At 35.4% G+C, this 26,209-nt stretch carries 24 protein-coding genes and 3 CRISPR repeat arrays; of the genes, 8 read left to right on the plus strand and 16 right to left on the minus strand.

Going from position 1 to position 26,209, the window contains the following annotated elements:
- Positions 1–106 precede the first annotated feature (106 nt).
- Entirely contained in the window at positions 107–988 is an 882-nt protein-coding gene (locus EDD61_RS01975; RefSeq protein WP_008979460.1) for a DUF368 domain-containing protein, read from the plus strand.
- Between the two features lie 131 nt (positions 989–1,119).
- A CRISPR array of direct repeats spans positions 1,120–1,484; the repeat unit is 33 nt; unit sequence ATTTCAACTCACGTACCTCACAAGAGGTACGAC.
- Between the two features lie 100 nt (positions 1,485–1,584).
- Positions 1,585–3,220: a CRISPR direct-repeat array (repeat unit 33 nt; unit sequence ATTTCAACTCACGTACCTCACAAGAGGTACGAC).
- A gap of 164 nt (positions 3,221–3,384) precedes the next feature.
- Here EDD61_RS01975 and cas2 read toward each other — a convergent pair.
- The 8 genes from cas2 to EDD61_RS13710 are packed head-to-tail and all read right to left on the minus strand — an operon-like array spanning position 3,385 to position 11,567.
- Positions 3,385–3,675, minus strand: coding sequence for a CRISPR-associated endonuclease Cas2 (cas2, locus tag EDD61_RS01980; RefSeq protein WP_165877188.1), 291 nt, complete (start codon positions 3,673–3,675; stop codon positions 3,385–3,387).
- A 5-nt stretch (positions 3,676–3,680) separates the two neighbouring features.
- Positions 3,681–4,712, minus strand: a complete 1,032-nt coding sequence (cas1c, locus tag EDD61_RS01985) for a type I-C CRISPR-associated endonuclease Cas1c (RefSeq protein ID WP_132223598.1) — start codon at positions 4,710–4,712, stop codon at positions 3,681–3,683.
- Complete coding sequence (gene cas4 / locus EDD61_RS01990) at positions 4,696–5,379, minus strand: CRISPR-associated protein Cas4 (RefSeq protein ID WP_132223601.1); 684 nt, start codon at positions 5,377–5,379, stop codon at positions 4,696–4,698. The genes cas1c and cas4 overlap by 17 nt, the downstream gene beginning before the upstream one ends.
- Complete coding sequence (cas7c, locus tag EDD61_RS01995; RefSeq protein WP_020991121.1) at positions 5,372–6,223, minus strand: type I-C CRISPR-associated protein Cas7/Csd2; 852 nt, start codon at positions 6,221–6,223, stop codon at positions 5,372–5,374. The genes cas4 and cas7c overlap by 8 nt, the downstream gene beginning before the upstream one ends.
- 1 nt (position 6,224) lies before the next feature.
- Positions 6,225–8,162 (minus strand): type I-C CRISPR-associated protein Cas8c/Csd1, encoded by a 1,938-nt coding sequence (cas8c, locus tag EDD61_RS02000; protein ID WP_132223604.1) that lies wholly within the window; start codon positions 8,160–8,162, stop codon positions 6,225–6,227.
- Positions 8,159–8,884 carry a type I-C CRISPR-associated protein Cas5c gene (cas5c, locus tag EDD61_RS02005; protein ID WP_132223607.1) on the minus strand — a complete coding sequence of 242 codons (726 nt, stop codon included), beginning with the start codon at positions 8,882–8,884 and terminating at the stop codon, positions 8,159–8,161. Before cas5c ends, cas8c begins: the two co-directional genes overlap by 4 nt.
- Positions 8,885–8,902: 18 nt before the next feature.
- Positions 8,903–11,362, minus strand: coding sequence for a CRISPR-associated helicase Cas3' (gene cas3, locus EDD61_RS02010; RefSeq protein ID WP_132223610.1), 2,460 nt, complete (start codon positions 11,360–11,362; stop codon positions 8,903–8,905).
- A 46-nt stretch (positions 11,363–11,408) separates the two neighbouring features.
- On the minus strand, positions 11,409–11,567 hold the full coding sequence (locus EDD61_RS13710; RefSeq protein ID WP_165877189.1) for a hypothetical protein: 159 nt from the start codon (positions 11,565–11,567) through the stop codon (positions 11,409–11,411).
- A gap of 390 nt (positions 11,568–11,957) precedes the next feature.
- On the opposite strand from EDD61_RS13710, the gene EDD61_RS02015 reads away from it, so the two are divergent.
- The 5 genes from EDD61_RS02015 to ytvI all read left to right on the plus strand — a co-directional run bounded on the left by EDD61_RS02015 (position 11,958) and on the right by ytvI (position 15,747).
- Entirely contained in the window at positions 11,958–12,422 is a 465-nt protein-coding gene (locus EDD61_RS02015) for a MarR family winged helix-turn-helix transcriptional regulator (protein WP_132223613.1), read from the plus strand.
- On the plus strand, positions 12,415–13,050 hold the full coding sequence (locus tag EDD61_RS02020) for an HAD family hydrolase (RefSeq protein WP_008979469.1): 636 nt from the start codon (positions 12,415–12,417) through the stop codon (positions 13,048–13,050). The genes EDD61_RS02015 and EDD61_RS02020 overlap by 8 nt, the downstream gene beginning before the upstream one ends.
- A gap of 11 nt (positions 13,051–13,061) precedes the next feature.
- Complete coding sequence (locus tag EDD61_RS02025) at positions 13,062–13,862, plus strand: putative ABC transporter permease (RefSeq protein WP_132223616.1); 801 nt, start codon at positions 13,062–13,064, stop codon at positions 13,860–13,862.
- Between the two features lie 180 nt (positions 13,863–14,042).
- Positions 14,043–14,597: a CDP-alcohol phosphatidyltransferase family protein gene (locus EDD61_RS02030; RefSeq protein ID WP_132223619.1), complete on the plus strand. Its 555-nt coding sequence runs from the start codon at positions 14,043–14,045 to the stop codon at positions 14,595–14,597.
- A gap of 13 nt (positions 14,598–14,610) precedes the next feature.
- Positions 14,611–15,747: a sporulation integral membrane protein YtvI gene (gene ytvI, locus EDD61_RS14225; RefSeq protein WP_412768750.1), complete on the plus strand. Its 1,137-nt coding sequence runs from the start codon at positions 14,611–14,613 to the stop codon at positions 15,745–15,747.
- Here ytvI and EDD61_RS14230 read toward each other — a convergent pair.
- The 6 genes from EDD61_RS14230 to EDD61_RS02060 form a co-directional block, all read right to left on the minus strand.
- Entirely contained in the window at positions 15,729–15,851 is a 123-nt protein-coding gene (locus EDD61_RS14230) for a hypothetical protein (protein WP_412768751.1), read from the minus strand. The two genes, ytvI and EDD61_RS14230, sit on opposite strands and share 19 nt — an antisense overlap.
- A gap of 57 nt (positions 15,852–15,908) precedes the next feature.
- Positions 15,909–16,401: a CRISPR direct-repeat array (repeat unit 31 nt; unit sequence ATTTCAACTCACGCTTCTTACAAAATGCGAC).
- Between the two features lie 168 nt (positions 16,402–16,569).
- Complete coding sequence (gene guaA / locus EDD61_RS02040; RefSeq protein ID WP_132223622.1) at positions 16,570–17,877, minus strand: glutamine-hydrolyzing GMP synthase; 1,308 nt, start codon at positions 17,875–17,877, stop codon at positions 16,570–16,572.
- 231 nt (positions 17,878–18,108) lie between these two features.
- Entirely contained in the window at positions 18,109–18,573 is a 465-nt protein-coding gene (locus EDD61_RS02045) for a hypothetical protein (protein WP_132223625.1), read from the minus strand.
- A 50-nt stretch (positions 18,574–18,623) separates the two neighbouring features.
- Positions 18,624–19,445 carry a hypothetical protein gene (locus tag EDD61_RS02050; RefSeq protein ID WP_132223628.1) on the minus strand — a complete coding sequence of 274 codons (822 nt, stop codon included), beginning with the start codon at positions 19,443–19,445 and terminating at the stop codon, positions 18,624–18,626.
- A gap of 4 nt (positions 19,446–19,449) precedes the next feature.
- Entirely contained in the window at positions 19,450–20,256 is an 807-nt protein-coding gene (locus EDD61_RS02055) for a MerR family transcriptional regulator (RefSeq protein WP_119983569.1), read from the minus strand.
- Between the two features lie 171 nt (positions 20,257–20,427).
- Complete coding sequence (locus tag EDD61_RS02060) at positions 20,428–21,051, minus strand: flavin reductase (RefSeq protein ID WP_132223631.1); 624 nt, start codon at positions 21,049–21,051, stop codon at positions 20,428–20,430.
- A 363-nt stretch (positions 21,052–21,414) separates the two neighbouring features.
- Here EDD61_RS02060 and EDD61_RS02065 point away from each other — a divergent pair, with 363 nt between their 5' ends.
- Positions 21,415–22,800, plus strand: coding sequence for a polysaccharide deacetylase family protein (locus EDD61_RS02065; RefSeq protein ID WP_132223634.1), 1,386 nt, complete (start codon positions 21,415–21,417; stop codon positions 22,798–22,800).
- Between the two features lie 257 nt (positions 22,801–23,057).
- Positions 23,058–23,558, plus strand: a complete 501-nt coding sequence (locus tag EDD61_RS02070) for a nitroreductase family protein (RefSeq protein ID WP_132223637.1) — start codon at positions 23,058–23,060, stop codon at positions 23,556–23,558.
- Between the two features lie 263 nt (positions 23,559–23,821).
- On the opposite strand, the gene EDD61_RS02075 is transcribed toward EDD61_RS02070, so the two are convergent.
- Complete coding sequence (locus tag EDD61_RS02075) at positions 23,822–24,745, minus strand: isoaspartyl peptidase/L-asparaginase (RefSeq protein WP_132223640.1); 924 nt, start codon at positions 24,743–24,745, stop codon at positions 23,822–23,824.
- A 354-nt stretch (positions 24,746–25,099) separates the two neighbouring features.
- Entirely contained in the window at positions 25,100–26,050 is a 951-nt protein-coding gene (locus tag EDD61_RS02080; protein ID WP_132223643.1) for an L-lactate dehydrogenase, read from the minus strand.
- Between the last annotated feature and the right edge of the window lie 159 nt (positions 26,051–26,209).

Genomic DNA, 26,209 nt, shown 5'->3' on the forward strand with positions numbered 1-26,209 from the left:
ATATGTACATCACACATATGCTTTTTTAACAGAAATTTTACATTTAACGATTGGTTTTTGATGACTTTCCTGTATAATAAAGGTCATGAAAGGCGGTTATAGTAATATGATTTTAAATTTCATTCGTGGTTTTTGTATGGCATTGGCAGACAGTGTTCCTGGCGTATCAGGAGGTACCGTAGCTTTCCTGCTAGGTTTTTATGATAAATTTATTGGTTCTTTAGATGCATTAGTTGCAGGTTCTATGCAAGAAAAAAAAGAAGCAATCATCTTCTTAATTAAAATTATGGTTGGCTGGGTCGTTGGTTTCTTAATGGCAGTCAGTATTCTTGCGAGTATCTTTGATGCTCAAATTTATAAAATTAGTTCTCTGTTTATGGGCTTTATCCTTTTTGCCATTCCGATTGTTGTTAAAGAGGAAAGAGCAAATATGAAGTTTAATGCCAGTAGTATTATTGCCGGTATTATCGGTATTGCCATTGTCGCATTGATTACATATTTTAATCCGATTGCTGGGCAAGGTAGTACAGTGGATCTAAGCAGTTTAAATATATCTTTAATTTTATATGTATTTGTTGCAGCGATGTTTGCTATTTCGGCAATGGTGTTGCCTGGTATTAGTGGTTCTACCTTATTATTGATTTTTGGACTCTATGTTCCTATTATCAGTGCTGTTAAAGCGGTGATTAGCTTTAACTTAGATTATCTGCCAATCCTGATTGTCTTTGCATTGGGGATCTTAGCGGGAATTGTTTCAGTAGTGCGGGTTATCAAATGGGCTTTAGATAAACATCGTTCGATTATGATATTTCTAATAATTGGTATGATGATTGGTTCTTTTTATGCCATCATCATGGGACCACAAACATTGTCAACACCAAAAGCACCATTGAGTTTTAGTTCCTTTGATATTTTATGGTTTGTAGTTGGTGGACTTATTATCTTTGGTTTACAGAAGATGAAGGATGTTACAGAAAAGGCAGAATAATACGTTATTATGGAAGGTAAATCCAAAGTGGGTTTGCCTTTTTTATTTGTAAATACTTACATATAGATATCTGAATTTCTCGTAAGAGGTACGACCGATTATCCTCAACAATTTTTCATCTAAAATCAACAAATTCAACTCACGTACCTAACAAGAGGTACGACCAAGACATCACCTCGATGGTGTCCGTCGAAAGAATTTCAACTCACGTACCTCACAAGAGGTACGACCGTCAAAGGTAACAAATAAGTTATCACTTGGACATTTCAACTCACGTACCTCACAAGAGGTACGACTTTGGACTCAATATGCACTTTACATATATGACTGATTTCAACTCACGTACCTCACAAGAGGTACGACCATCATCCTGAAAAAATCATCATTTCCACGAACATTTCAACTCACGTACCTCACAAGAGGTACGACGCATACAATGATGTACATCCCATATCATCTCCGATTTCAACTCACGTACCTCACAAGAGGTATGACTCCTACACAATTGGTGCTGGTGCCTCTGTAAAAATTTCAACTCACGTACTCACAAGAGGTACGACGGTGATGTTGTCAAAGAAAAGAAGACATTAACTATTATTTCAACTCACGTACCTCACAAGAGGTACGACCTCTGCTAAACGTTCTATTAGTTGTACTATATCCATTTCAACTCACGTACCTCACAAGAGGTACGACGCGAAGTTCACAACTGCAATAAACAAATTTCCTATATTTCAACTCACGTACCTCACAAGAGGTACGACAAAGATTAATCATGCTAGCTCAAATATTAAAAAAATTTCAACTCACGTACCTCACAAGAGGTACGACAGAAGCAAAACCGAAAGCGGCCAAAACAGACAAATTTCAACTCACGTACCTCACAAGAGGTACGACGGAGCATCAGAGGACGATATGAAGCTCCTACTTATATTTCAACTCACGTACCTCACAAGAGGTACGACGAGATATTGCCCTTATAAAATGATGGAGGTTGATATTTCAACTCACGTACCTCACAAGAGGTACGACTGCAGCATCATTATCGAAGATGGTTATGTGAAAATTTCAACTCACGTACCTCACAAGAGGTACGACGTTGCACCTACACCAGCAATAGCATTTGTTTTTTATTTCAACTCACGTACCTCACAAGAGGTACGACGGAGAAGTCGATTTCGCTGATGAATTTAAGGATATTTCAACTCACGTACCTCACAAGAGGTACGACCTCTTTTGCAAGATCACAGAGAGCACTCTTGAATATTTCAACTCACGTACCTCACAAGAGGTACGACAACATAATCCATTTTAAGAGCATATGAAAATATATTTCAACTCACGTACCTCACAAGAGGTACGACCTAGAGTATTCAAAAGTTCCAAAAGCATTAAAAATTTCAACTCACGTACCTCACAAGAGGTACGACAACTCCGCACCAGAAACACTAGATACGTTAGCAATTTCAACTCACGTACCTCACAAGAGGTACGACTACAGTTGATCAGAAACTAAAATTCTTTGATAAAATTTCAACTCACGTACCTCACAAGAGGTACGACCCAAAGCGGCTGGGGCAAGGGCATCATATATGATTATTTCAACTCACGTACCTCACAAGAGGTACGACATTTCGCCATCCTGAAACCGCACCAGCTAAATCAATTTCAACTCACGTACCTCACAAGAGGTACGACAAAGGATCTGATAAATGGTCACATACAAATAAAAATTTCAACTCACGTACCTCACAAGAGGTACGACAAACTTTTCATTTATTTCAATTCCTATAAAATTATTTCAACTCACGTACCTCACAAGAGGTACGACTACAGTGTACCAGCTGTTTTAGTAAAAGGGCTCATTTCAACTCACGTACCTCACAAGAGGTACGACGCGAAGTTCACAACTGCAATAAACAAATTTCCTATATTTCAACTCACGTACCTCACAAGAGGTACGACATATTAAATCACTAAAAGAAAAAGAGAAATCACAATTTCAACTCACGTACCTCACAAGAGGTACGACAAAACGATTAAGCAATCATTATCCACCTTTATTATTTCAACTCACGTACCTCACAAGAGGTACGACACTTGTACCTGTTACGTTGAATAATTTAGCAATAATTTCAACTCACGTACCTCACAAGAGGTACGACCACAAAAATATCATATTCCTTTCATTTTTTGATAATTTCAACTCACGTACCTCACAAGAGGTACGACAGCAAATATTGCTTTTAATCTTGACATTAGTAACAACATTTGCATTAAATTAACATTAAAATTGAATTTCTATCAAATAAAAGCATAAAAACCCAATTAAAATAATCAAAAATAGGTGCGAATGTCCTAAGAAATTTATGTTAGCTTTACATTCGCACCAACATTTAAAAAATCAAAGGTTCCGTAACAACGAATGATGGTTTTGCTCCTATATGAATAATCTTATTTTTATAATTATTCCCTAAAAGATAGAATCGTAGGCTGTCTTTACTTTCATCGATTTCATTAGATAATATATGCTGCAATTCAACATATTCTTTTTGATTCACATTGCATTCAAACACTGAATTCTGTACTCGCAATCCATAATTCAAACAATGCTTAGCTACCTTCCTTAAACGTTTTCTTCCAGCTTTATCCTCTGTATTCACATCATATGTTATTAATACCATCATAATCATCACTTCCACAAAAATGGTGCATATTCATCTAAATCACCTCTTAAGTACCGAGCTAATAATTGTGCTTGTACAAAAGGCACCATACCCCATTCAATTTTTTCTTTTAGATAAGGATGTGTAATCTGTTCGTTTTTCTTGTTTTGCCAAGTTGCCAGAAATATTCGTCTACCTTCTTTATTTAAAAGAACAGCATTATTTTCTTTCTTTATAAAATGAGCACTTGTTAAAATTTTCTTATTTATAAGTGTTATAACGAATCTGTCTACCATGATAGCTCTTAATTCTTCCATAAGATCTAAGGCTAATGAAATTCTGCCAGGTCGATCTTGATGTAAAAAACCAACATAAGCATCTAACCCAACACTTTCACATGCGGAAGCACAATCATGAGATAACAATGTATAACCAAAAGAGAGTAATGCATTTACGTTATCTTCTGGCGGTCTTTTATTTCTGCCATGAAAGAAAAATACATCTTTTTGCTGTAATATGAGTTCATCTAATACACCAAAATAGGCAACAGCAGCTTTTCCTTCAAAGCCCAATAACATTTTATGATCATTTGCACTTTGTAAATCGCACAAACATTCCTGCATGATGGAAGCAGCATTTTTAATAGCATTAACATCCACACGCATCGCGTGATCACGCACTACCCTAGCTAATACCCACTTTGCATTATATATCTTTCCTATCAACATATTTTTCGCGATGGCAAGACTTTCCATCTCTGAATCAGATATCCGATATTGTTTTTTTCGCAATACCACATTACCGTATTGCTCACCATTTACTCTAGCTAAAAAGCGTCCATGTGAACTCAAAAAAGTCAATGCAATATTTCTTTGAGCACAAGCGTGCATTAAGCCTGGGCTTGCCCCTGCATAACCAAAAGTGATAATTCCTTCTAAATTATGAAAAGGTATACGTTTTTCTTTATCATCACCTATTTGTATCTTTACCGTTTCACCATCTAGCGATAAATAGGCATCTGGTGACGTAATATATAAAATATTATTTAATTTTTTCATCTTCTGCTTCCTCATGCAATTTTCTCTTGATGTAGGTATTCACTGATTCTTTATTAGCTATCTCAGGCAGACAAATGTTTTGTAAGGAACATCGTTTGCATTTTGCTGAAGGTTTTACTTTAGGTGTATAAGATTTTTCATAATATGCATGCATCTCTTGAAATGCGCTTTCTACTTGTTTCCGTAATGCTTCTGAAAACTCCACTTCTTCTCTCCTAGCAATTTCATGATAAAACAAATATCCTTTGTCAATATTGCAATCAAACATTTCTTCTAAAGCGATTGCCTGTGTACATAATTGCAAACGATCCATTTCAGTTGTTTTAGGTTTTCCTTTTTTATATTCCACAGGATAAGGTTTCCATGTGCCTTCCCTATTGAATAATTTTACCCCTTGCTTATCTTTATGAAATTCCACCACATCACAAAATCCATGTGCTTTTAATGCATAAGAGTGCACTTCTAAACTTCTTGTGATTAAGATATCTCCTCTTTTTTCAGTAAATGATCCATCGTGGGCATGTTCATGAACTATCGATCCTAAAACTGTTAAATCGTTATCTTCCCACTCTTTTTCAATGTGTATTAATGCCCACTGTCTACGACAAAAGGAAAAGTGCTGAATACCTGCTATATCAAGGAAATCTACATCTTCCCATTTATTCATAAGTTTCAGGTTTTAAATCAGGATAATCTTCCGTATAAATTTCATAATCATTTATATCAGAAGACATGCTTTTCTTGACATCTATCTTTAAAGTACGATGAACCTTTGCAGATGAATATTGGCCATTTGCACAATTATGCTTCCACCAAAACATCTTTAGCACTTCCATACTACCATCAGGACGTGCAGCAGAACAATCATTTTCAAATAATGTACGCAGTGCCTCCTTAATAACCTCAGCATCTTCTTCGCTAAAGCCTGTCTTTTCTGCTAATTGACAATTAATACTTCCCTTAAATACATAAATACCAAAATCTACACGATGCTTTGTCCCCATGGTGTCTGAGCTTTTCTTATCACCACTTTCACCATTTACGCTCTTTGTAATCTGCAATTCAGATACTTCCGCCGGTTCAATGCTATATGCTGATTGTACAGATACTGGACCTCTAACACTGACACTGACGCCAGCTGTTGAACCTTTTTCTTTAAAGGCAAATACTTGCCCAAAACTTCGTACATCTAGCCATGATTTACATGCAGCTTCTGCATAAAGTCCTCTATTCTTAGCTTTCTTTGCAGCTACGACTTGCTCATTATTATCGGCTCTTTCTTTTAAACTATCATATCCATCTGTTGCTCTATCTTCAGATTGTACAAAAATATCGTATCCCATATCTTGCATACGATTTCTGATTTTTCTTTTAATACAAACATCAGATACTTCTCCATACCCATCTAAGGTCGTTCTTGGACGGTTTCCATTTAATGGATCACCATTAGGATTCGCATAGCGAACAGAAAATACTACTGCAAAATCAATCTTGTTTTTTAAGGTACTCATATTATTTATCCTCGCTTTCTTCTTGTTTATTTGTTTTATATCGCAATTCATCAAGCTGTGCGCAATAGCTTAAAATAAAACATTTGTCTAATGCACCATCCAACTGATATTTCTCTTCATTCAGTAGTGTGTTAGCCAGTTCATTCATTTCTTTGTTCAAGACTTTAAAACGATAATTTTTATTCTTTCTTAACCTTACCTGGTAAGGTTGTAATCTTAGATAAAGTTGTTCCCAAGTTTCTAAAGGTCTTAGCTGAAAGCGTCGCATATAGCGTTCCGCATTAGTTTCTCTATCTCTTACGCCCATAGTTTCTAAAGCTTCTTTTTCTACTTCTTGCGCATAAGCAAGTAAGCGTCCCCATAAATAACTAATATCCTTTTTTTGTTTATCTAGTCCCATGATCCAGGCCTCCTTTTCTGACGCTATATCATTCAGATATTTTCTTATAACAGCACAACCGATATGTAAATCAGCATCATATTCTCCACTTGACATAGTATAGGGTTTATATAAGCGTTGGCAAATATGATCCACTAATGCATAAGGCAGTTTACGTCCATCCATGATACAGCTTAATAATTCCTTTGTTGTTGCTTTTTCTATTTCTTTTTTAACGCTATTACCATATGCGCAATGGATAATACTCTTAATCGAAGGCGTGCCGGTGTAACGTATACGTTGGTAGATTTCTTTCCCTTTTGCATCCATATGTTTTTCAAAACGAATAACATTTTGCCATGCACAGGATGCATACCACTTGCCTATACGTTGTAAGAAAGCAGAGCCTTTTAATTCACTGTAATACGAAATTGAAAGTCTTCCTGTAGTGGCAGAATCTAAAGCCATAATGACAACATCTTCATCTGGATCTTGAAATCTTTTGGTATAGTATCCTGATAATGCTTTATTTAATGCAAACGCATAATCTTCCTGTATATCTATTTTAATCTCATTTCCATCATCAAAATCAAAGATATTGTCTAGTGGGTTGATAAGCTCAACTTTTCTTAATCCCCATGCAACGATGGCTAATTCACCAGAACCATATAGCTTTCCTTGACGTTCAATCAGCCATTTCAAGGCATTATGTATTTTCTGGGATGCTTCATAGCCAATACCTGCACATTGTGCACTATCAGTTAATAGTCCTAAGTAAGTGAAATTGGTTGTATCATTTGATGATATCAATTTCGCTTTATCAGCAACATTGCGTATCTTATTAGGATGTTTTGTAGATAGTGAGGTATTTTCCCCACTAATATAGCAAAGCCCTTTTTTTTCAATCATCGGTTCATAGTATGCAGAAAAAGACTTTATTAAATCTGCTTCCATCCATAGTTTATGAAAGTGCTCATCTTCATCCTCTACAATAAAACGAAGTACTGCACTGCTCTGTTCTGTTACTAAATTGAAGATATCAATGCTATCTGTGTCAATCATACGTTTTTTGCTAAGTCTTCCATTCTCATCAACAATCAGAATGCCTTGCTCTACAAGATCATGCAACAATGTTCCTTTATCCAAATATGTATAAAGCGTTTCTAAAAGTAATGTTCCCGGTTTTCCTTGTGCCGATTGGATCCATGCCTGCAGTTGTTGCATATAAATCGCATGGCTATCATAAAGCTTTTTTTCATCCGAATATTGTGCAAGATTTTTTGCCATGAAATAAAGCTTATCAAACAGTGGGTGGGGAACCTTGTTGGCATCCTTACCCGAACGACATGAAGAATCGATGGTACTTGGTATCATTGTTTTCGCATCCGCTTTCTGAATAAGTTCTGCTTGTATACTGCCATCATGAAACAACGTACATTCGATATGTGCACTTACGGTTGTATAACCAATTGGTAATAATATCCGATGATTATTATCGGCAATTCCTACCTTATCCAAACAATTATCATAAGTTTCACATAGCTTTACCGCCCAGCTCATACCTCATCACCATCCTTTAAGAAGGAAAAATTCTGACCGGGAATGAACAGCTTTTCTTCTTTCATAACACGCAAATCATTTTGAATAGGACAATCCTGTTGTTGCGGGAATTCAATAATGCCATGCTTCATCTGTGGATAGAAGAACAGCGCTCTTAATTTCTCATCCGCACTTTGCTCCGGATATTGATAACTATGAAACATTAAGCCAAACGTCATGGCCGCAACATCATCGTAAGCTGAGCTTCCTTCTCCAAATATGCATGGTTTTACTTCTGCAACACATTCTCTGGTACCAAGAAATACATCACGCTTGCCACCTTTTTCCAGCATACGTTTAGCAATTTGATAATGTTTATCTTCGTTGCGATCTTGTTTCAAATCGGGACGATTTTCATTCCATACAAAATGTGCTTCAATCTGATACTCTACATCATACAAATAGGTGTAAAGGGATAGCGAATTCCCTTGCGATTTGCTGATGGCACCATCATAAACCAAAGGCCGCATTCCTTTTGCTTCTGTTTGAATTTGTTTCATCACACGACACTTATCGATAATCCATTCGATAGTTGGCTTCCAATATATTGCTTCTACAATACCTCGTAAAGCACCATAGGTTGGAATTTGATATGACATCTTTTCTCCGCCCATACGTGTGATAGGATCCGTAAATAATGCATATCGTCCCTGCACTTTAAATTGAATTTTATTTTCTTTCATATTTCATCACTCCTTTCTTCATAGAAAATAACCATCTTTTTGCGCCATCATGTGAAAACCACATGTTTCATCATAATAACCATCATTCAGTATCATCACCCCCAAGTCTTTTATAGTTATAAAGCAATCTTGATAGTAATTCCCTTGTGTGTATACTTCAATGCTATAACGCTGTGCTTGTTTTAATAACATATCAATGCGATTATAATCTTTTATATCCGCACATAATTCTGTGATGATGTCTTCACCTTTACCATATGGTACGATTACCGTTGTTGTTGCATTAGGTATTACTTCAAATAAATCACCAGCTTTACGAAAAGCTTGCCGCATAACACATTGTTTTTCCTTATCATTACTAAATTGCTTTATACTTTGTTCATTTTCTGACAATAAATCATATAGATTGTAAGTCACTTGTCCAACTTTTTTAATATAATCTGTTTCGATGGCTGATTCGCTCTTATAAGCAGAAAGGTTTTCATAGTAATATTTATAATAGCAATGCAATGTCTTTTGTGATGCGATATTATTATCATATTGAAGTGGATCATCTCTGAATTTTTTCAATACTCGAAGGGTCATTGCTTTTGCTCTGGCAATTTCTGATAGTCTTGATAAATTTTCATCAGCATCAGAAAAAATATACGTAATCCCTTCTTCATATTCACGATTTCGATTACAGCGTCCAGCTGCTTGAATAATACTGTCTAAACCTGTACAAGCACGCCACACAGTTTCAAAACTTAGATCCACACCTGCCTCAATCAAAGATGTGCTGACACAAATGACTTTCGTATCTTTCTGTAAAGCTGCAGTCATCTCTTTAATCATATCTTCTTTATGCTGTGCACACATTGTATTTGCCAAGAAGAATATTTTATAATCTTTATCTAAAAGAGTTTTAAGTTCTTGGTAAACATCATAAGCTCTTTTCTTTTGGTTTAGGATGATTAGAGCTGATTGGCGTAATTGTATATCCTCGCTAATGGCCTTCACTAATTCATCTGTGTGCATTATACACTGTGTCTTATCTTCATAGCGGACACGTTGAAAAGCTTCATTATATATTTTTAAATGAGAAAGTATTTCTTCATAAGGAGGAATAGCGTTTAATTTATTTGGAGGAAATGGCTGTGTAGCAGAACACAATAAAACAGTAGACCCACAAAATTCTGTTAAATAGTCAATAGCTGTTTGAAACATATTCTTACAAGACAGTGGTAATGATTGAATTTCATCGAATATCAAAATCGCATCTGTCAATTGATGCATTCTGCGAATATTTTGTTTTGACCCATGGAAAAGTGCATTTAATACTTGCACATAACTTGTGATGATTACCGCATGATCCCAACGTTCTGTGAATAGTTGATGCTGTTCATCATCAATAACAAGACTAGAATAGTGCTCTAAGATGATGGCTTCATCCTTTTCGTCCAATACATCTCTTAGGTTAGCTGCATTTTGCGTCAATATTGACAAATAAGGTATTACATAGTAAATATGACGAATATGTTTATGTTTTTTTGCATGTGCTAATGCAAATCGTAAACTTGCTAACGTTTTTCCAGAACCAGTAGGAGCAGCCAGTGTGTAAATTCCTTGCTTTTTTTCTCCGGCCTGATAACATTCTAGAGATATTTGATTTCGTAACTGATTGATTTCTGTTTGCTTGTTTCCTTGTTGAAGAGTTAAAAGATGTGCATTTAGTTTTTCTTCTAATGTTTCCCAGATATGCAGGCGGTTCTTTTCAAAATAGGGAGGTTGAAGTACATTATAAGATAAAGTAGGATGATTCATGAATAAATATGTATCATAGCAATCTGCATCTCGTAATGCACTTTGTAATAAGCGCGTTTGCAATCCTAATTGAAAATACAAAAGTGTTCCATTTTTCTTTTTACAACCTTGCTCTTCTAAGAATGGTTTTAATTTTATTACATGTTCTTTCATGCGTAAAAAGAGTGTTTGATATTGTTGTACAGCCTCTTGAATGAGTGTTTGCAAATACCTTTTATCAAATATGCTGAAAAAGGTATTTACGCTTTCTTCATAATCTAATATTTCTTTCTTTGTCATTATTTTTGAATGAAAAGGCATTTCTTTATCCGGATTATACATATCATAAAGTTTTGAATGATGGGATAATATGATTAAACTTACGGATTCTATAAAGCATTTTTGTATAACTTCATTAGTATTCTTCAAATTATAGAAATGATCATATAGATAAATAGCACCTGCAAAAGCATGATTTATTTTTTCATTTGTGTCTTCATCTTTCATTAAATATGCTTGAAAAGAGGATTTAGCTTTTCCTAAATCATGCAGTATTCCGCTTAAATAGCCAATTTTATCAAGTTCACAAGTGGTTAAAAAAACTTGGCATAAAGCTGCTGTATTTTCTTCATGCTGTTTTAGTGTTTGTGAATATTCTGTTTTTTTGATGCGATGTGCTAAGATTGGATTATTCATATATGCCCCACTTTTAATATGCTTTCATTATACCACAATCACTTCTTCAAAATAAATTAGATAATATATGTTTTATCCCACAAAAGATAACACTTATAAATTTAGCTATAATATTTTCTTTTGCCATTATTTCGAGCTTAATCTCTTTTTCTTTTTTATGATAACCTGAACAATCTTCTTCTTTTGATTTATACTCTGCCTTCATAACTCTCTCCTTCTTTTTTATAGTTCTTATTTCATATTATTTTATCACAATTTTTTTTATTGTCAAATCTTCTAAACAAGAAAATATATCAATACAAAGCAAAAGCTCCGATTTTGAATAAATCGGAGCTTTTGCATTACTAAAATGATATGAAATAAATTTCAACTCACAGCTCTTATAATTTAGTCATATATCTAAATATAAGAACCGACTTTAATAGTATAACACAGCCTTAAACTCTTTTTATTTACTTTTATAAAAAATCATTGATATTAAATCTTTTTGTACAATAATAGCTTGAGGTATTATCTTTATAATTGAAATTTGACAATTCTTTCTTTTCTGTTTAAAATATGTAAACTACATATAAATTATATAGAAGGTGAAAATATGAATATTTCTATGTATACGTATCAGAAACAAATTGAACGAATTTATCGCAAATTAAACCATCGTTCTACTGATTTTCTACGTCCTTACTATGAAAAATACCAAATAAGTGAACTTCAATACCGTGTTTTATCCCATATTCAAGAACATACCGCTTGTACAATAGGTGCCTGTGCAAAAGCCTTGCAACAAGATGCAGGCAATATGTCTGCAACCTGCAAAAAATTAGAAAAATTAGGATATATCTTTCGTAAACGTAGCGTGAGTGATGAACGTGTGGTCTTATTATATCCTACAGAATCTGGAAAAGCTTGTATTCATACGATCCATGATGCCATGTATCAGCATTATCAAAAACAATGGAATCATTATAACGATAAAGACAAAGAACTCATCGTAAATGGATTACAAAAGTTAGAACAATTTATAGAAATGATAAATGAAAAGGAGGATCCTCATGAATAAAAAAGGTGTCTTATTCGATATGGATGGTACTCTCATCAATACCTATGAAAATATCAATTTCAAGCAAGCATTAAGTGAATTAAAGACTGTCCAAAAAACATTGATATTAAAAGTTTTAAAATCACGCGTGCGAAGCTTCTCAGAAATGGAACAAAAGATCCGTGAAGAGGTAGAAAATCCACAAGAAGCTCAAGATTTAATTGATCGTGTTATGGAATTCTTATTAAACCATTATGATCATGCGCCTATGAAAAATGAAGCTTTGACCTTCCTGCATTATCTGAAGCAAAAAAATTATAAAATATGTCTATGTACAAACAATGCAACTGATGTGGTCAATCACATCTTAAAACACAAACAAATGACTCCCTATTTTGACTATGTTATTACTTCTCAACAAGTAACACGCAGTAAACCAGATCCTCAGATGTATCTAGAGGCATTACATAATGTTAATCTTAAAGCAGAAGAATGTGTAATTTTTGAGGATACAGAAAATGGTGTACAAGCTGCAAAAAATGCCGGTATTGATGTTATTGTTGTGAGTGATAAAGAAAAACGCAAGTTTGCAGATTGTCCGATTATCATACAAGATTATTCTGATAAACGTCTGTATGAATTATTCTAGGAGGATATCGTATGTTCTATATCTTATGTTTCTTCGCTTATAGCTTTTTAGGTTGGGTATGTGAGTGTATCTATTGCAGCATTCCTGCCAAGAAATTCATAAATCGTGGATTTTTAGAAGGACCCTACTGTCCAATTTATGGCTGTGGAGCTATGCTTGTTATTTACCTGCTCACACCTTTTGCCGCTAAGCCACTGCTTCTATTTGTAGCAGGCATCCTTGTTACAAGTGCACTTGAATACATAACCAGTTGGCTGATGGAAATGTTCTTCCATACAAAGTGGTGGGATTATTCAACATATCCTTTTAATATCAATGGACGTATTTGTTTAAAAAACTCTACGCTTTTCGGTATTATGGTCGTATTTGTTTACTATGTATTGCATCCATTTGTAAATGATTCAATAAATCTTTTGCCGCATCAGGCACAAGCAATACTCTGTATCTTGTTAATTATCCTTTTCACCTATGATGGTGTATCAACACTTATGGCACTACTACGCAAAAACAAGGATTTCCTGGAAGTGGAGAACAGTATGAAAGAATTGGTCAAAGAGTTTAAAACAGCTCAGATTTTTCCACTTGAAGAACCTATAAGTGAAAGTATTCGCCGCGTTTTAGATAATACTGACGCTGATGAAATTTTATTATCACATATTCAAAAAGTTCATGATATGGTAGATTCCCTGCATCAAAAACGTAAACACACACATGAGCGTTTAAGCAAAGCTTTCCCTAACAAAAAAGAAGCTTTAACTAGAACAAATATTGAAGCATTATTTAAAACAATACACAATCACTTACATCATTAATCTATGTAAACAATGAGCATTAGAAACATTAACCAAAAAGATTGGAAAAGCTTTTCTTCGTGCAAATTCATATAGTATAAGATGTACTATAGCATCCAATTTTGTTTTGACTATTAAATGGACATATAATTGCGGCTTTTATAAATTTATTGCATTTTCAAAAAACATAAGGAGAATATCATGTATATAAAAAAATCAGATATTTGTACCATACCAAATTTACTTACTATGCTACGCATAATTCTTGTACCTATTTTCATATATTATTATATGCAGGATGAACAACTGATAGCAGCTTTTCTTATCCTCGCATGTGGCTTTACTGATTTCTTAGATGGCTATATTGCAAGGCATACGAATGCAATAAGTGAAATAGGTAAAATGTTAGATCCATTTGCAGATAAACTTCTGCAGTTTGCTATTGTATTTGTACTGCTATTCAAGATTCAGCATATGAAATGGGTGTTTCTGTTATTCATGGTCAAAGAAACCAGTATGTTCTTATGTTGGCTGTATATGAGAAAAAAAGGCGGTTATATGAACGGTGCGCAGTGGTTTGGTAAGGTATCGACGGCAGTTTTCTATGTTACAATGTTTCTGCTGCTCTTGTTGCCAATTAAAAACACGATTTACTCAGATATCCTTTTGCTCATTACAACCATATTCTTACTGATTTCGTTCCTGCTTTATATGAAAACCTATTTCGCTATGTTTCATAAAATGAATCATTCATAAAGGAGGGTGCAGAATGGATACAGAAAAACAACGAGCCTTTATCATTCGTTTTCTGTATTTTTCCATTCTAATGCTCCTTTTTTATGTCTTTTTTCAATATATCATCCCCTACCTTTTGCCATTCATTCTTGGTTTTTTCATCGCCTTTATGTTACGTCCCATTATCCGTATTTTTGTAAGACTTACAAAGGGACATGAAAAGTTTTGGAGCATTGTTATCATTTTATTTTTTTATGCATTATTAGGTATTATATTAAGTTATTGCGGTATGAAGATATACTTTTGGACGCAAGATGTGCTTATTAAAATACCCGAATGGTATCAAAACACGATGGAACCCTTTCTTCAAGATTCTTTCTCTCATGTCCAAGTAGTTTGGAAGGATTATGATGGAGCGATATCAAGTGCTATCACGTCCATTTGGGAAGGCCTACAAAATTTTCTTTCAGGATTTGTTACTGATTTATCGCAAAATATTCTAAGCATATTAAGTAATTTACTATCTTCAGTACCTAAATTCCTTTTAACCTTTTTTATTGCCATATTTTCTAGTTTCTTTTTTACTTCTGATTACCATAACCTTTCTAATTTCTTTTTCCAACAATTCTCACCAGAAACACAAAAAATCATATTATCTATACGTTATTTTGCCACTCATACCTTTTTAAATATGTTTATAGCTACAATCAAATTAATGCTATTAACATTCTTTGAATTAGGCATAGGTCTTTCTATTTTAGATATAAAAAAAGCCTGGCTGATAGCCTTAGGCATTACGGTTTTTGATGTACTTCCCGTATTAGGTACCGGAGGTATTATGATACCTTGGATTCTGTTTTCTTATGTCCAAGGGCAACATAAATTAGCCATAGGATTATTAATATTATATTTAATTATTACTTTAATACGTAATATAGTAGAGCCTAAATTAATGGGAAAGCAGTTAGGACTGCATCCTTTGTTAATGCTGTTATGTATGTATGCAGGCGGTAAATTATTTGGTGTGTTTGGATTTATGTGCATGCCGATGGTGTTACTAATCCTTAAAAATCTTAATGAAGAGGAAATTATACATTTGTATAAATGTTATAATTTACATGAATCAAAATGCAACATATCAACTCACGCATCTCACAAGATGCGACAATAGAAACGAATATCACGAATTGGCAACGCCGGCAATTTCAACTCACACATCTCGCGAATACGATCTGTAAAGATGATACTTTTATGAGCTACTTTTTTGTATTTCAACTCACACATCTCGCGAATGCGACCGTTCCATAGTGATAGCACTAAGTAAATACTCGGATTTCAACTCACGCTTCTTACAAGATGCGACCTTTTGCAGATTCCTTTTTCAATGTTTCTTTCAGATTTCAACTCACGCTTCTTACAAAATGCGACTGGTCCACCAGCAGGAGGTAAAACAACATATGTTAAAATTTCAACTCACGCTTCTTACAAAATGCGACCGTGCGGAAAGAGCCACTGCAAAAAACCTAAAGATTTCAACTCACGCTTCTTACAAAATGCGACTGTAAAAATATATGTCCAAGTTCATGTAGTATTAGATTTCAACTCACGCTTCTTACAAAATGCGACGGATGGATGACTCTACTGCGATTAAAGGACATGAATTTCAACTCACGCTTCTTACAAAATGCGACATCACCAACCGTTATATTGGTACTAATAAGATTTTTATTTCAACTCACGCTTCTTACAAAATGCGACTTAGGTTCCTTACCTGATGGTTTGTGTAGAACTGCTATTTCAACTCACGCTTCTTACAAAATGCGACAGCAAATTTTCATTAAAATCATATCATTTAAAGAAGAAACGCTTAACATTAATATAATTTTAGAAAAATAGCTCTATAAATATCAATATTAATATGACAAATTGGTGCGAATCTCCTAGCATTCTACTGTACGCTTGTTATTCGCACCAATTTATCTAATATCGATTTTTATTCCCACTCAATGGTCGCCGTAGGTTTTGGTGACAGGTCATAACAAACACGATTCACATTCTTAACTTCCTTCAAGATACGATCCGTTATCTTCAACAATACCGGCCAGTCAATCTGCTCAATCGTCGCCGTCATAGCATCCACCGTATTCACCGCACGTAAAATCACAGGATATTCAAAACATCTCGCATTATCACGTACACCTACAGATTTAAAATCAGGCACAACTGTGAAATACTGCCAAACCTTTTTATCCAATCCAGCATTATGGAATTCCTCACGCAAGATTGCATCTGCCTCACGCACTGCCTCTAAGCGTTCCTTCGTAATAGCCCCTAAACAACGCACACCCAAGCCTGGGCCAGGGAACGGCTGACGGAATACCATCTCATCCGGTAATCCCAATTCAAGACCACATGCACGTACCTCATCCTTAAACAGCTGACGCAATGGTTCCACTAACGCAAAACCAAGATCTTCAGGCAATCCTCCAACATTATGATGAGATTTGACCATTTTTGCTGTTTTTGTACCGCTTTCGACAATATCTGGATAAATCGTACCCTGTGCTAGGTAATCAATACCCTCTAGCTTTCTTGCCTCTTCTTCAAATACACGAATAAATTCCGTACCGATAATCTTACGTTTCTTTTCAGGATCCGCAACATTTTCTAATTTTCCTAAGAATCTTTCACTCACATCAACATAAATCAGATTCGCATCCAATTGATTTTTAAACACTTCCACAACACTTTCTGACTCACCTTTGCGCATCAAGCCATGGTTTACGTGTACACATACTAATTGTTTACCGATTGCTTTAATCAATAAAGCTGCCACAACAGAGCTATCCACACCACCAGATAATGCCAGTAATACTTTTTTATCCTTTACCTGTTCACGAATCAACTCTACCTGATCCGCGATAAAGTTTTTCATATTCCAATTTGTTTCACATTTGCAGTCATCAAATACAAACTTCTTCAAAACTGCAAGACGCTCTTCCTTATCCTCACTCCATGCATTCAATACATCCTCACATGTTGCCAACGCATGCGCAACTGCCATTACCGGATAACCGTGTTCATAAACGTGCGCATCAACATCAATACGTTCCCCATCTACGATATGATTAGGTCCACCATTGATGATAATACCTTTCACATTTGGCAATTTTGCCAGTTCTTCCTTCGTGATATCATGTGGATAAATTTCACTATACACGCCTAATTCACGAATTTCACGAGCTAATCTAGTGTTTTCACTGCTGCCCAAATCTAGAATTACAATCATGTCTTGTTTCATATTCATTTTCTCCTTCTTTTCTTCATAAACAGTTTACCATAATCTGTAAACGGTTGCACGATTGGATTGTAATTTCTATTAGAAAATCTTACATCTTTCCTCATGCATGCCTTTTACGTAAAGAAAAGTGCTGAAATCCTTTGTTTGACCTCAACACTTTTACGCAAATTACACAACACATATCACAGTATCATTACACAGATATCGTGGTAATCATTTTCCATAGTACCTTTAAACACCATCTTCTATCATAATCTTTTTTGCTCGATTTCCTTTAATCACAAAGGAAAGTTCACAGAATTCTTCAAACGTTTCTTCCATTACCTGCTCAATCATATTTTGTGTATCTTCATGAATCTGTTTTTCCTTGAAGAATGCTGTAATCGCCTCTTGATAATTATTTTTATACTTTGTATTCAGCTGTTTCCAATTTACATCCTTAAAATATGATAAGATTTCTTTTCTTATCGCTACCTTTCCTTGCATCAACGCGACTGCTATGATTGGATAGCCTGCATAATGCTGCCAAATAGTCGCATTATCATTCGAAGAATAGGTGTTTTCTAAAAAGCGTACCGTATACTTTTTCGTATAATCACTGGAAGTTACATACGCTTCATCCTCTTTCATTTCTACTCTGCCATCTGCAACTGCACTATACGCCTCATAAACTTTTGCTAAAGGTGATGCTATCATTGAGAAACCTCCTCCTTCATCTGTTGTTATATTGGTTATCACAACATGAATCATTCTTTTATCACTTTTTTATTTAACATTCGCATAACTTGTTTGGCTGCTTTTTGTACCTTATCCTCCTGACACATAGCACATTCATTAATAAAATCTTTCCACTCCTTAGGATAAGCACTTTTACAAAACCAATCCTTCAAAAAACCTAATATTTGACGTCTAGCGACCATTTGACATGGTATCGATATTTGTCCATGATGATAAAACACATGATTTTCAATGTTTTGCGCACATATAAGAAGCTTCTTTTCCTCTTCGGGAAACCATTGCAACAAAGCCGGCATCCCCTTGATTGTATTCCCAAAAGCAGCGATTTCCTGTGTCATCAGAGTTTCCATATAGCATTCCCGAAAACAAGCAGCCATTTCCTGATTTCCCACCTGCATCAGCATGGCAATGATGGAAATCATCCCATAACGCAAAAAAGCATTTTCATGGTGCAATAACCTTTTGCATTGATCATGATATGCAAAGACTTCCAAGGGCTGATGTTTGGCAAATTCCATGACTACTTTTTGCGCTTGGTATTTTAAAGCAGATGGATCATATTCCATGATGTCGCACAAATCTTTTAACACTATAGGATCATTTTGCAAACACCGATAGGTTGCGACTGCATCTTTTTTGGCTAATTCTCTTTTTAAATCTTCTACTCTTCTTTCTACTCCATCTTCTAATATGCTTCCCTTTTTATTTTCTGACATTCTTCCCTTGTCATCTTCTGATATCCTTTCGCTTCCATCTTCCGACAGTTTCTCATGATCTCCTTTAACCACTTTTACAGTTTCCTTTTCACTTTCCTTTCCTGCTGCCAACATTCTTTCATCCCCTTTCATATGGCACAACGATCTTTGTTACATATTTATCCGGATTTCCCTTTAACACGATACCCGGTCCTTTTTCATAATGCTGCCAATATGGCAATTGCAGATGCAAATGATGTTCTTGCGCATAATCCAGCAAGGCTTTATAGCCGATGTGTAGTGTTTCATAGCTGCCGATATGATATAAAGAGAGAACTGGCCGTGCCTGAATCTGCCCGATAAAAAAATCATTAGGAACTGTTTTTATCTCTTTCTTTAAAGCTACACACAGTCTGCTTGCCATCATTTCATCATAAGCCTCCTCAAAATACATTTGAAAGATAGCACCTTTTGTGTTTCCTTTTAACTCTTTATACAAGCGTTGGACATAAGTTTTGATTTTATCATAGCTACCTTGAAAAGGAATAGCGGCATACTGAATCTTTTCGCATATTTCTTCCTGAATTTGATACAGGGCATTGGCCTGCTTCGTGAAATCGCGTTCTTTTAGATAGCTTTCCATTGCTTTCATACAAGCTTTTTCTTCCAAAATATTTTTCTTGATCAATGCCATCTTTTCTTGAAGATAATAACAGATGTCCTCATCATTCTCACAGTTTTGTAAAACATCCTTCATTTCCTGGATAGAAAAATGAAATTCTCGCAGCATGATAATTCGTCTGGCTGTTTCATAATCCTTATCGCTATATAAGCGGTGTTGTTGCTCATTGCGTTGACTTGGTACCAATAGTCCTTCCTCATCATAATAACGTAAAGCTTTTATGCTAAGTTGCGTGATATTAGAAAATTCGCTGATTTTATACATGATAGACCTCCCTTCCTCTTTACTGTAACACCTCCCCTGCACAGGAGGGCAAGCAGTTTTATCCTTTTTATCTGTCGTTTATTTTCTTTTATTGTACCATGTATCGCATACAGAAAACAGCTTAGAAAAAACAGGAGCGTTATGCCTCCTACACACTCCTGTTTCCCTTGCCTAGATTTTTTCAAAGACCGCTGCCGGTGCTCCACAGATTGGACAAATATAATCCTGTGGCAATACTTCTCCTTCATAAAGATAGCCGCAAATACTACAACGCCAGCCATGTTTTTCTGTTTGTTCTTGATAACTGGATGCTTTCTTTGGTGTCGTTCCATTTTTTACCTGATGATAATACGCATAGGTCATGACTTCTTCCTCGCTTAAGACCTCCATATCAACAACCTCACCAACAAAGATTACATGACTTCCCACATCCAGGTGGGATACGACCTTGCAAGTATAGTAAGCACAGGTATGTTCACTGACATATGGAATCTGTTGCCTATCTTCCCGATGAGCTATCCCCTCATACTTATCGATATCCTTTCCGGATTGAAAACCAAAACGACGAATCACATCCATGTCAATGTTTTGACTTATGACAACCGCATTAAATTTACCGCTTTTTTCGATAAGCTGCTCGGTATAGTTTTCTTTATTTAAGGTAATGCTGAGTTGTACCGGTGATGAAGTCACCTGTTGTAATGTATTTGCCACACAACCGCTTGTTTTATCTTCATAGCTGCTAGATATGATATACAAACCACAACTTAATTTATATAAACTTTTCTCATTCATATGAAATCCTCCTATTTTTATAATGCTAGTATGTATGAAAACTATACATATGTCTAAAGTTTTGCTCATGATATAATAAATGAACCTGTCTTATGCCTGCAACCGCATGTTGTTTGCTAGCCTTTAAGTAGATATAATCATCTTCATTTATAAAATGTTTAAGAAAAGTTAAGAGAAAATTATAAAAATATATGTCATAATAAAGATGTCTTTTCTTACATTTCTATTAAGACAACAACATGCAAAAAAGCTTTTTCATGCCAATATGAATGCAAAAATAGTCAGTCAGAATTTTACCTAATTCGACAAATGTCTGATATAATGAAGAAAATATGAAAAACTATAGGGTACAGGAGGATTTACATGACACAATATAAAAAAAGCAGAAGAAGTCACATACGATGGGATCGTTTGGCAATTATTATGGCCGGGATCATCGTTATTGTGGCTGGAATCTTTGTGGGGATCAAGATGTTAGCAGCCAATCCATATGAAAAATATGATGCTTATAATGAAAAGACTAAATTATATGGGGAATTGCAACATGATAGTCTGAAGGAAGAAGATGTTTATTATCTATCTGTACATTATCCTGAATATCAAGAAAAAGCGATGAATGATCTTGTCGCTAACTATCGAAAAAAACATATAAAAGTAGATAAAAAGCATAGCGGCATGCAATATATTATGGTGGATTATGACAGTAAACTGCTATATGACAGTTATATCACATTAACTTTCCATCAAGTTATTAAAGATGAAAATGATAAAGTCTTAAAGAAAGAAGACGTATCTTATAATTACGATATTAAGCGTAAAAAATTAATGGATGTAAAAGATGTTTTACGCCGTGATTATATTGTGATGATGAAAAAACTGGCAAAGGAAAATGGTTTTAAAGAAGATCAGATAAAAATTGCAAATTTGAACAGCTTCATTTTGCAGGATAAGAAAGTCTCCTTCTATTTTGACGCAAATGCATCAAAAACATTAGATGTTGTTTATGAAGATCATAAACCATACATAGCTTTGACAAATGCTAAAATTCCTTCTTATTATATGAAAGATCCTATCATCCCAGCTGCGCAGCCAGCTGTGAAAGAAGGAAAGAAATTAATTGCCTTTACCTTTGATGATGGACCGGCTAGTGAAAATACGAAAGCGATTATGGATGAATTTGAAAAATATGGTGGACGAGCAACTTTCTTCATGTTAGGACAAAATGCGGATCTGAATCCAGATTTAGTAAAAGAAGTATATAAACGCGGACATGAAGTTGGTAACCATTCTTGGGATCATTCACAAGGTATCGCTGTAACAAATACGTTAACCAAAAAACAAGTAAGTGAAGAAGTTTATAAACCAAATGATATCATCTTTAAAGCAACCGGCTTTGAGCCTCGTTATTTCCGTCCGCCTTATGGAGCAATTGGTAATACATTGGATTCCGTATGTGGTTTAGATATGGTTGGTTGGGATATTGATTCCTTGGATTGGCAAAATCATAATCCGGAAATGATGACAAGTATTATTAAAAAAGGTGCTTCCGTTGGTTATGAAGTTGTCTTAATGCACGATATTCATAAAGAGACTGTAGAAGGTGTTAAAAAGGTGTTAAAAGAATTGGATGCACAAGGTTTTCAATTTGTGACAATTGATACCTTGATGAAACAAGATCGTAAATATCTAACGGCTTACAATAATGAGCGGATGCATAATATTGTGATTACTTCCAATGTAGGAAAGTAATACTCACCTTATTCAATTAATCTTTGATTCTTTAAAGAGTTCCAACACAGGAACTCTTTTTTTCATACATTATGCATATTCAATATCATCATGATGTGAACAAGTAAAGAAACAAAATCTTCCTATGAATTATCATGACAATTGCTTTTTTAAACATCGCTTTTCTCCTCTATCATACGATACTATCATCAACCATGCATTCGCGATACATGTTCCTCATTTCTGTGCTATACTGATAGAAAAGGAGGCATCATGTTATGTTAGAGGAACTATTTAATCGTGTTAGTATTCGCCATTATCAAAATCGTGAAGTGGAACAAGCAAAATTAGAAGAAATGTTAAGAGCTGCCATGAATGCACCAACTGCCAGAAACACACAGAGCTGGCGTTTTCTAGTCATCACGAATAGAGAAACATTAAATCATATGACAGAGCTTCAGCCTTATACCGGGATGATGAAAGAAGCCTATTGTGCGATTCTCGTTATGGGAGATCGCAACGCAAATCCAGTCGATGAATATTTGTATGTAGATGCTGCCGCTGCCATTGAAAATATGTTGATTGAAGGTGTGCATCAAGGCCTTGGCACTTGTTGGTGTGCCGTTGGTCCTTCAAAAGAGCGCATTAGCAAGTTTAAAGAGTATTTCCATTTAAAAGATCATCTATTGCCTGTTGCTGTCGTTGCTGTTGGATACAGTGCAGAAGATAAGAAAAGAATTGATCAGTATGATCCTGAAAAGGTTAGCTATTATCGATAGTGTTTATGTAAGCATTTCTTTCAACTGATTTCTAATAAGCCCTTCATGATTGAAAAGATGACAAAAAGAAAAAAAGATATAAAAAAGTGTTTAAAAAAACGTAGCACATCATTTCTTTTATAGACAACGTTTTCTTTATTTACGTTGTCTACTTAGAAGTGATCATATCTTTTCATGCTACGTTTTTTCTTATTGCTTATATCATTTCCAATCAGCTTTCAGCATACCTAAAAGCTTTAAATCTGTTTTTTGCGCATGTATACCTAATCTCCGGTATATTGCTTTATCCATGCGGCATCTGCTTCAAAGTTGTCATGCTTTCCATTTTGATAAGTCGCAACCATTAACTTGATGTCATCTTCTTGAATGACAACATATGGAAATTCTGAAATATTTGTGGAAGCGCCACAATTCCCATCCTTATCCATAGCAATCACACTGATCGCATCACAGGTACGATTGGCCATCTGCATGCGTTTTACATGTGCATCTAATACTGTATCGACAGCTGCTTGTACAGACATACCTGCTGCCATGGCATCGACTATGCGAATGGATAAGCATCCACGCATGATATCTTCTCCCAATCCAGTAGCTGCAGCACTTCCATACAGGGCATCACTGTAAAAACCGGAACCGATGATTGGAGAATCTCCTACACGTCCTTCATGTTTCATAAACAATCCGCTGGTAGATACTCCTGCTGCTAGCTCATCCTGACACTTTCCTAGCACACAAACTGTATCATGTCCTTCATATGCTTTTAATTCCATGTCTTCTTTTTGTTTATCTTGCCATCGTTTTTTACTTTGAGACGTCATGTGATTTTGAAAAGCAAAACCTTCTTCTTGTGCAAAGGCCTCCGCACCCTTGCCTGACAGTAAACAATTTACTTTATAATCACTTAGCTTAGCCGCTACCGCAATTGGACTTTCAACATTTTCAACTTCGATGATACCACCAAAACCAAGCGTATTTCCATTCATATAAGCACTATCCAACTGTACGTGTCCCTGCGCATTTGGCAAACCGCCATGTCCAACTGAGATAAATTCTTCTCTAGCTTCTACATCCTGAATAGCAGCTAAGATTGCCGCCTGTACAGAGCCATCCTGCTGCAATATATCTTTTGCCTTCAGCATTCCATCATACGACATTTTCCATGTCGAAATCATTGCCTTATTCATCTTCGATTACCCCTTTTCATACTACTTTATCACGATTGTAAAAGGCCTTACCATTGCTTTTTAACAATAACCTTTTACCATTTTAACGCTGTTATCATAGCATAAATCCATACACTTGCAAAGTTACAATTGACATCAGAAACTAGATGAGATGCTTCATCCTTACACAAATTACTCCTATAGAGAAAGTAACACGCCTTCTTATCCCCCCCTATGCGCTATGCCTTTATGATGGCATGTGTATAGCAATCGATCGTCCTTTTTGCCCTTTTACTAAGAACCTTCACATTCCCATAAAGAAAGAAAAAGCTCTCCGTTCAAACGCTGCTAACGTTTGCCAAGAGAGCTCATCAATTATAACAATGGGTCAATCGTTCCTGTGTTGATGCTGCGCAATGTTTCACAGCTGGCATCAAATTTCGCCTGATCAACTTCATTTAATTCTAATTTCACAATTTCACGAATACCATTGCGGTTGATAATAGCAGGAACACCAATATATAAGCCTTCCTGGCCATATTCACCTTCCTGATATGCAGAAATTGTTAAGATCACATTTTCATCGTCCAAGATAGCATGTACCAAACGATTCAAAGAAAGCCCGATTCCATAATACGTAGAACGTTTCCGTTTGATAATTTCATAACCAGCCTGCTGTACCTGTGTATAAATTTCATGCAGATCACTTAAGTCTTTACCTTGTTCATCCAGAATATCTAATAAATTCTTACATCCAACATAGGCATTTGTCCAAGGTACAAAACTGGAATCTCCATGTTCTCCCATAATATAGGCATGAATATTGCTGGAAGATACATCCAGATATTCACTCATCAGATAACGCAATCTGGCAGTATCTAAGATCGTACCAGAACCAATAACTCTTTCTTTTGGTAAACCACTAACTTTTTGAGCAACATAGGTCATGCTGTCAACCGGATTGCTGGCAACTACAATTATACCATCAAAGCCTGATTTCATGATATTTTCGGTCACGCTTTTTAAGATCATCGTGTCTTTGACCGCAATATCCAGACGACTTTCGCCTTCCTTCATCGTAACACCGGCTGTAATCACAACGATGCTTGCATCTTTACATTCTTCATAACCACCAGCTTTGATCGTCATTTTTCCACGTGCATAAGGAAGTCCATGCTGTAAGTCCATCGCTTCTCCTACAGCTTTATCATGATTAACATCAATCAAAACCAATTCATCAATACCGCCAGTGTTTAAGAAGCTGTATGCCATACTCATACCGACAAAGCCGGTACCTACCAATACTAATTTTCTTTTCTCATTCATTTTCAAGTCCTCCTTTTTTACTATGTCCATGATTTTTAAAACCATACACAGTGTCTTTATGATGTTATCTTTAACTAACACAAGTATAGCATGTTTCTTACGGAAAGAACATATTAATGATTTCCCTTTTTCATGCAGAAAATGACCTATTCTTCCTTT

Source organism: Longicatena caecimuris (assembly GCF_004341945.1).
In the GTDB taxonomy this organism is placed as follows: domain Bacteria; phylum Bacillota_I; class Bacilli_A; order Erysipelotrichales; family Erysipelotrichaceae; genus Longicatena; species Longicatena caecimuris.

Bases quoted from the DNA above. Each gene is read 5' to 3' on its own strand.
- EDD61_RS01975 (WP_008979460.1), top strand. From the start codon at position 107: ATGATTTTAAATTTCATTCGTGGTTTTTGTATGGCATTGGCAGACAGT.
- cas2 (WP_165877188.1), bottom strand. From the start codon at position 3,675: ATGATGGTATTAATAACATATGATGTGAATACAGAGGATAAAGCTGGA.
- cas1c (WP_132223598.1), bottom strand. From the start codon at position 4,712: ATGAAAAAATTAAATAATATTTTATATATTACGTCACCAGATGCCTAT.
- cas4 (WP_132223601.1), bottom strand. From the start codon at position 5,379: ATGAATAAATGGGAAGATGTAGATTTCCTTGATATAGCAGGTATTCAG.
- cas7c (WP_020991121.1), bottom strand. From the start codon at position 6,223: ATGAGTACCTTAAAAAACAAGATTGATTTTGCAGTAGTATTTTCTGTT.
- cas8c (WP_132223604.1), bottom strand. From the start codon at position 8,162: ATGAGCTGGGCGGTAAAGCTATGTGAAACTTATGATAATTGTTTGGAT.
- cas5c (WP_132223607.1), bottom strand. From the start codon at position 8,884: ATGAAAGAAAATAAAATTCAATTTAAAGTGCAGGGACGATATGCATTA.
- cas3 (WP_132223610.1), bottom strand. From the start codon at position 11,362: ATGAATAATCCAATCTTAGCACATCGCATCAAAAAAACAGAATATTCA.
- EDD61_RS13710 (WP_165877189.1), bottom strand. From the start codon at position 11,567: ATGAAGGCAGAGTATAAATCAAAAGAAGAAGATTGTTCAGGTTATCAT.
- EDD61_RS02015 (WP_132223613.1), top strand. From the start codon at position 11,958: ATGAATATTTCTATGTATACGTATCAGAAACAAATTGAACGAATTTAT.
- EDD61_RS02020 (WP_008979469.1), top strand. From the start codon at position 12,415: ATGAATAAAAAAGGTGTCTTATTCGATATGGATGGTACTCTCATCAAT.
- EDD61_RS02025 (WP_132223616.1), top strand. From the start codon at position 13,062: ATGTTCTATATCTTATGTTTCTTCGCTTATAGCTTTTTAGGTTGGGTA.
- EDD61_RS02030 (WP_132223619.1), top strand. From the start codon at position 14,043: ATGTATATAAAAAAATCAGATATTTGTACCATACCAAATTTACTTACT.
- ytvI (WP_412768750.1), top strand. From the start codon at position 14,611: ATGGATACAGAAAAACAACGAGCCTTTATCATTCGTTTTCTGTATTTT.
- guaA (WP_132223622.1), bottom strand. From the start codon at position 17,877: ATGAAACAAGACATGATTGTAATTCTAGATTTGGGCAGCAGTGAAAAC.
- EDD61_RS02045 (WP_132223625.1), bottom strand. From the start codon at position 18,573: ATGATAGCATCACCTTTAGCAAAAGTTTATGAGGCGTATAGTGCAGTT.
- EDD61_RS02050 (WP_132223628.1), bottom strand. From the start codon at position 19,445: ATGTTGGCAGCAGGAAAGGAAAGTGAAAAGGAAACTGTAAAAGTGGTT.
- EDD61_RS02055 (WP_119983569.1), bottom strand. From the start codon at position 20,256: ATGTATAAAATCAGCGAATTTTCTAATATCACGCAACTTAGCATAAAA.
- EDD61_RS02060 (WP_132223631.1), bottom strand. From the start codon at position 21,051: ATGAATGAGAAAAGTTTATATAAATTAAGTTGTGGTTTGTATATCATA.
- EDD61_RS02065 (WP_132223634.1), top strand. From the start codon at position 21,415: ATGACACAATATAAAAAAAGCAGAAGAAGTCACATACGATGGGATCGT.
- EDD61_RS02070 (WP_132223637.1), top strand. From the start codon at position 23,058: ATGTTAGAGGAACTATTTAATCGTGTTAGTATTCGCCATTATCAAAAT.
- EDD61_RS02075 (WP_132223640.1), bottom strand. From the start codon at position 24,745: ATGAATAAGGCAATGATTTCGACATGGAAAATGTCGTATGATGGAATG.
- EDD61_RS02080 (WP_132223643.1), bottom strand. From the start codon at position 26,050: ATGAATGAGAAAAGAAAATTAGTATTGGTAGGTACCGGCTTTGTCGGT.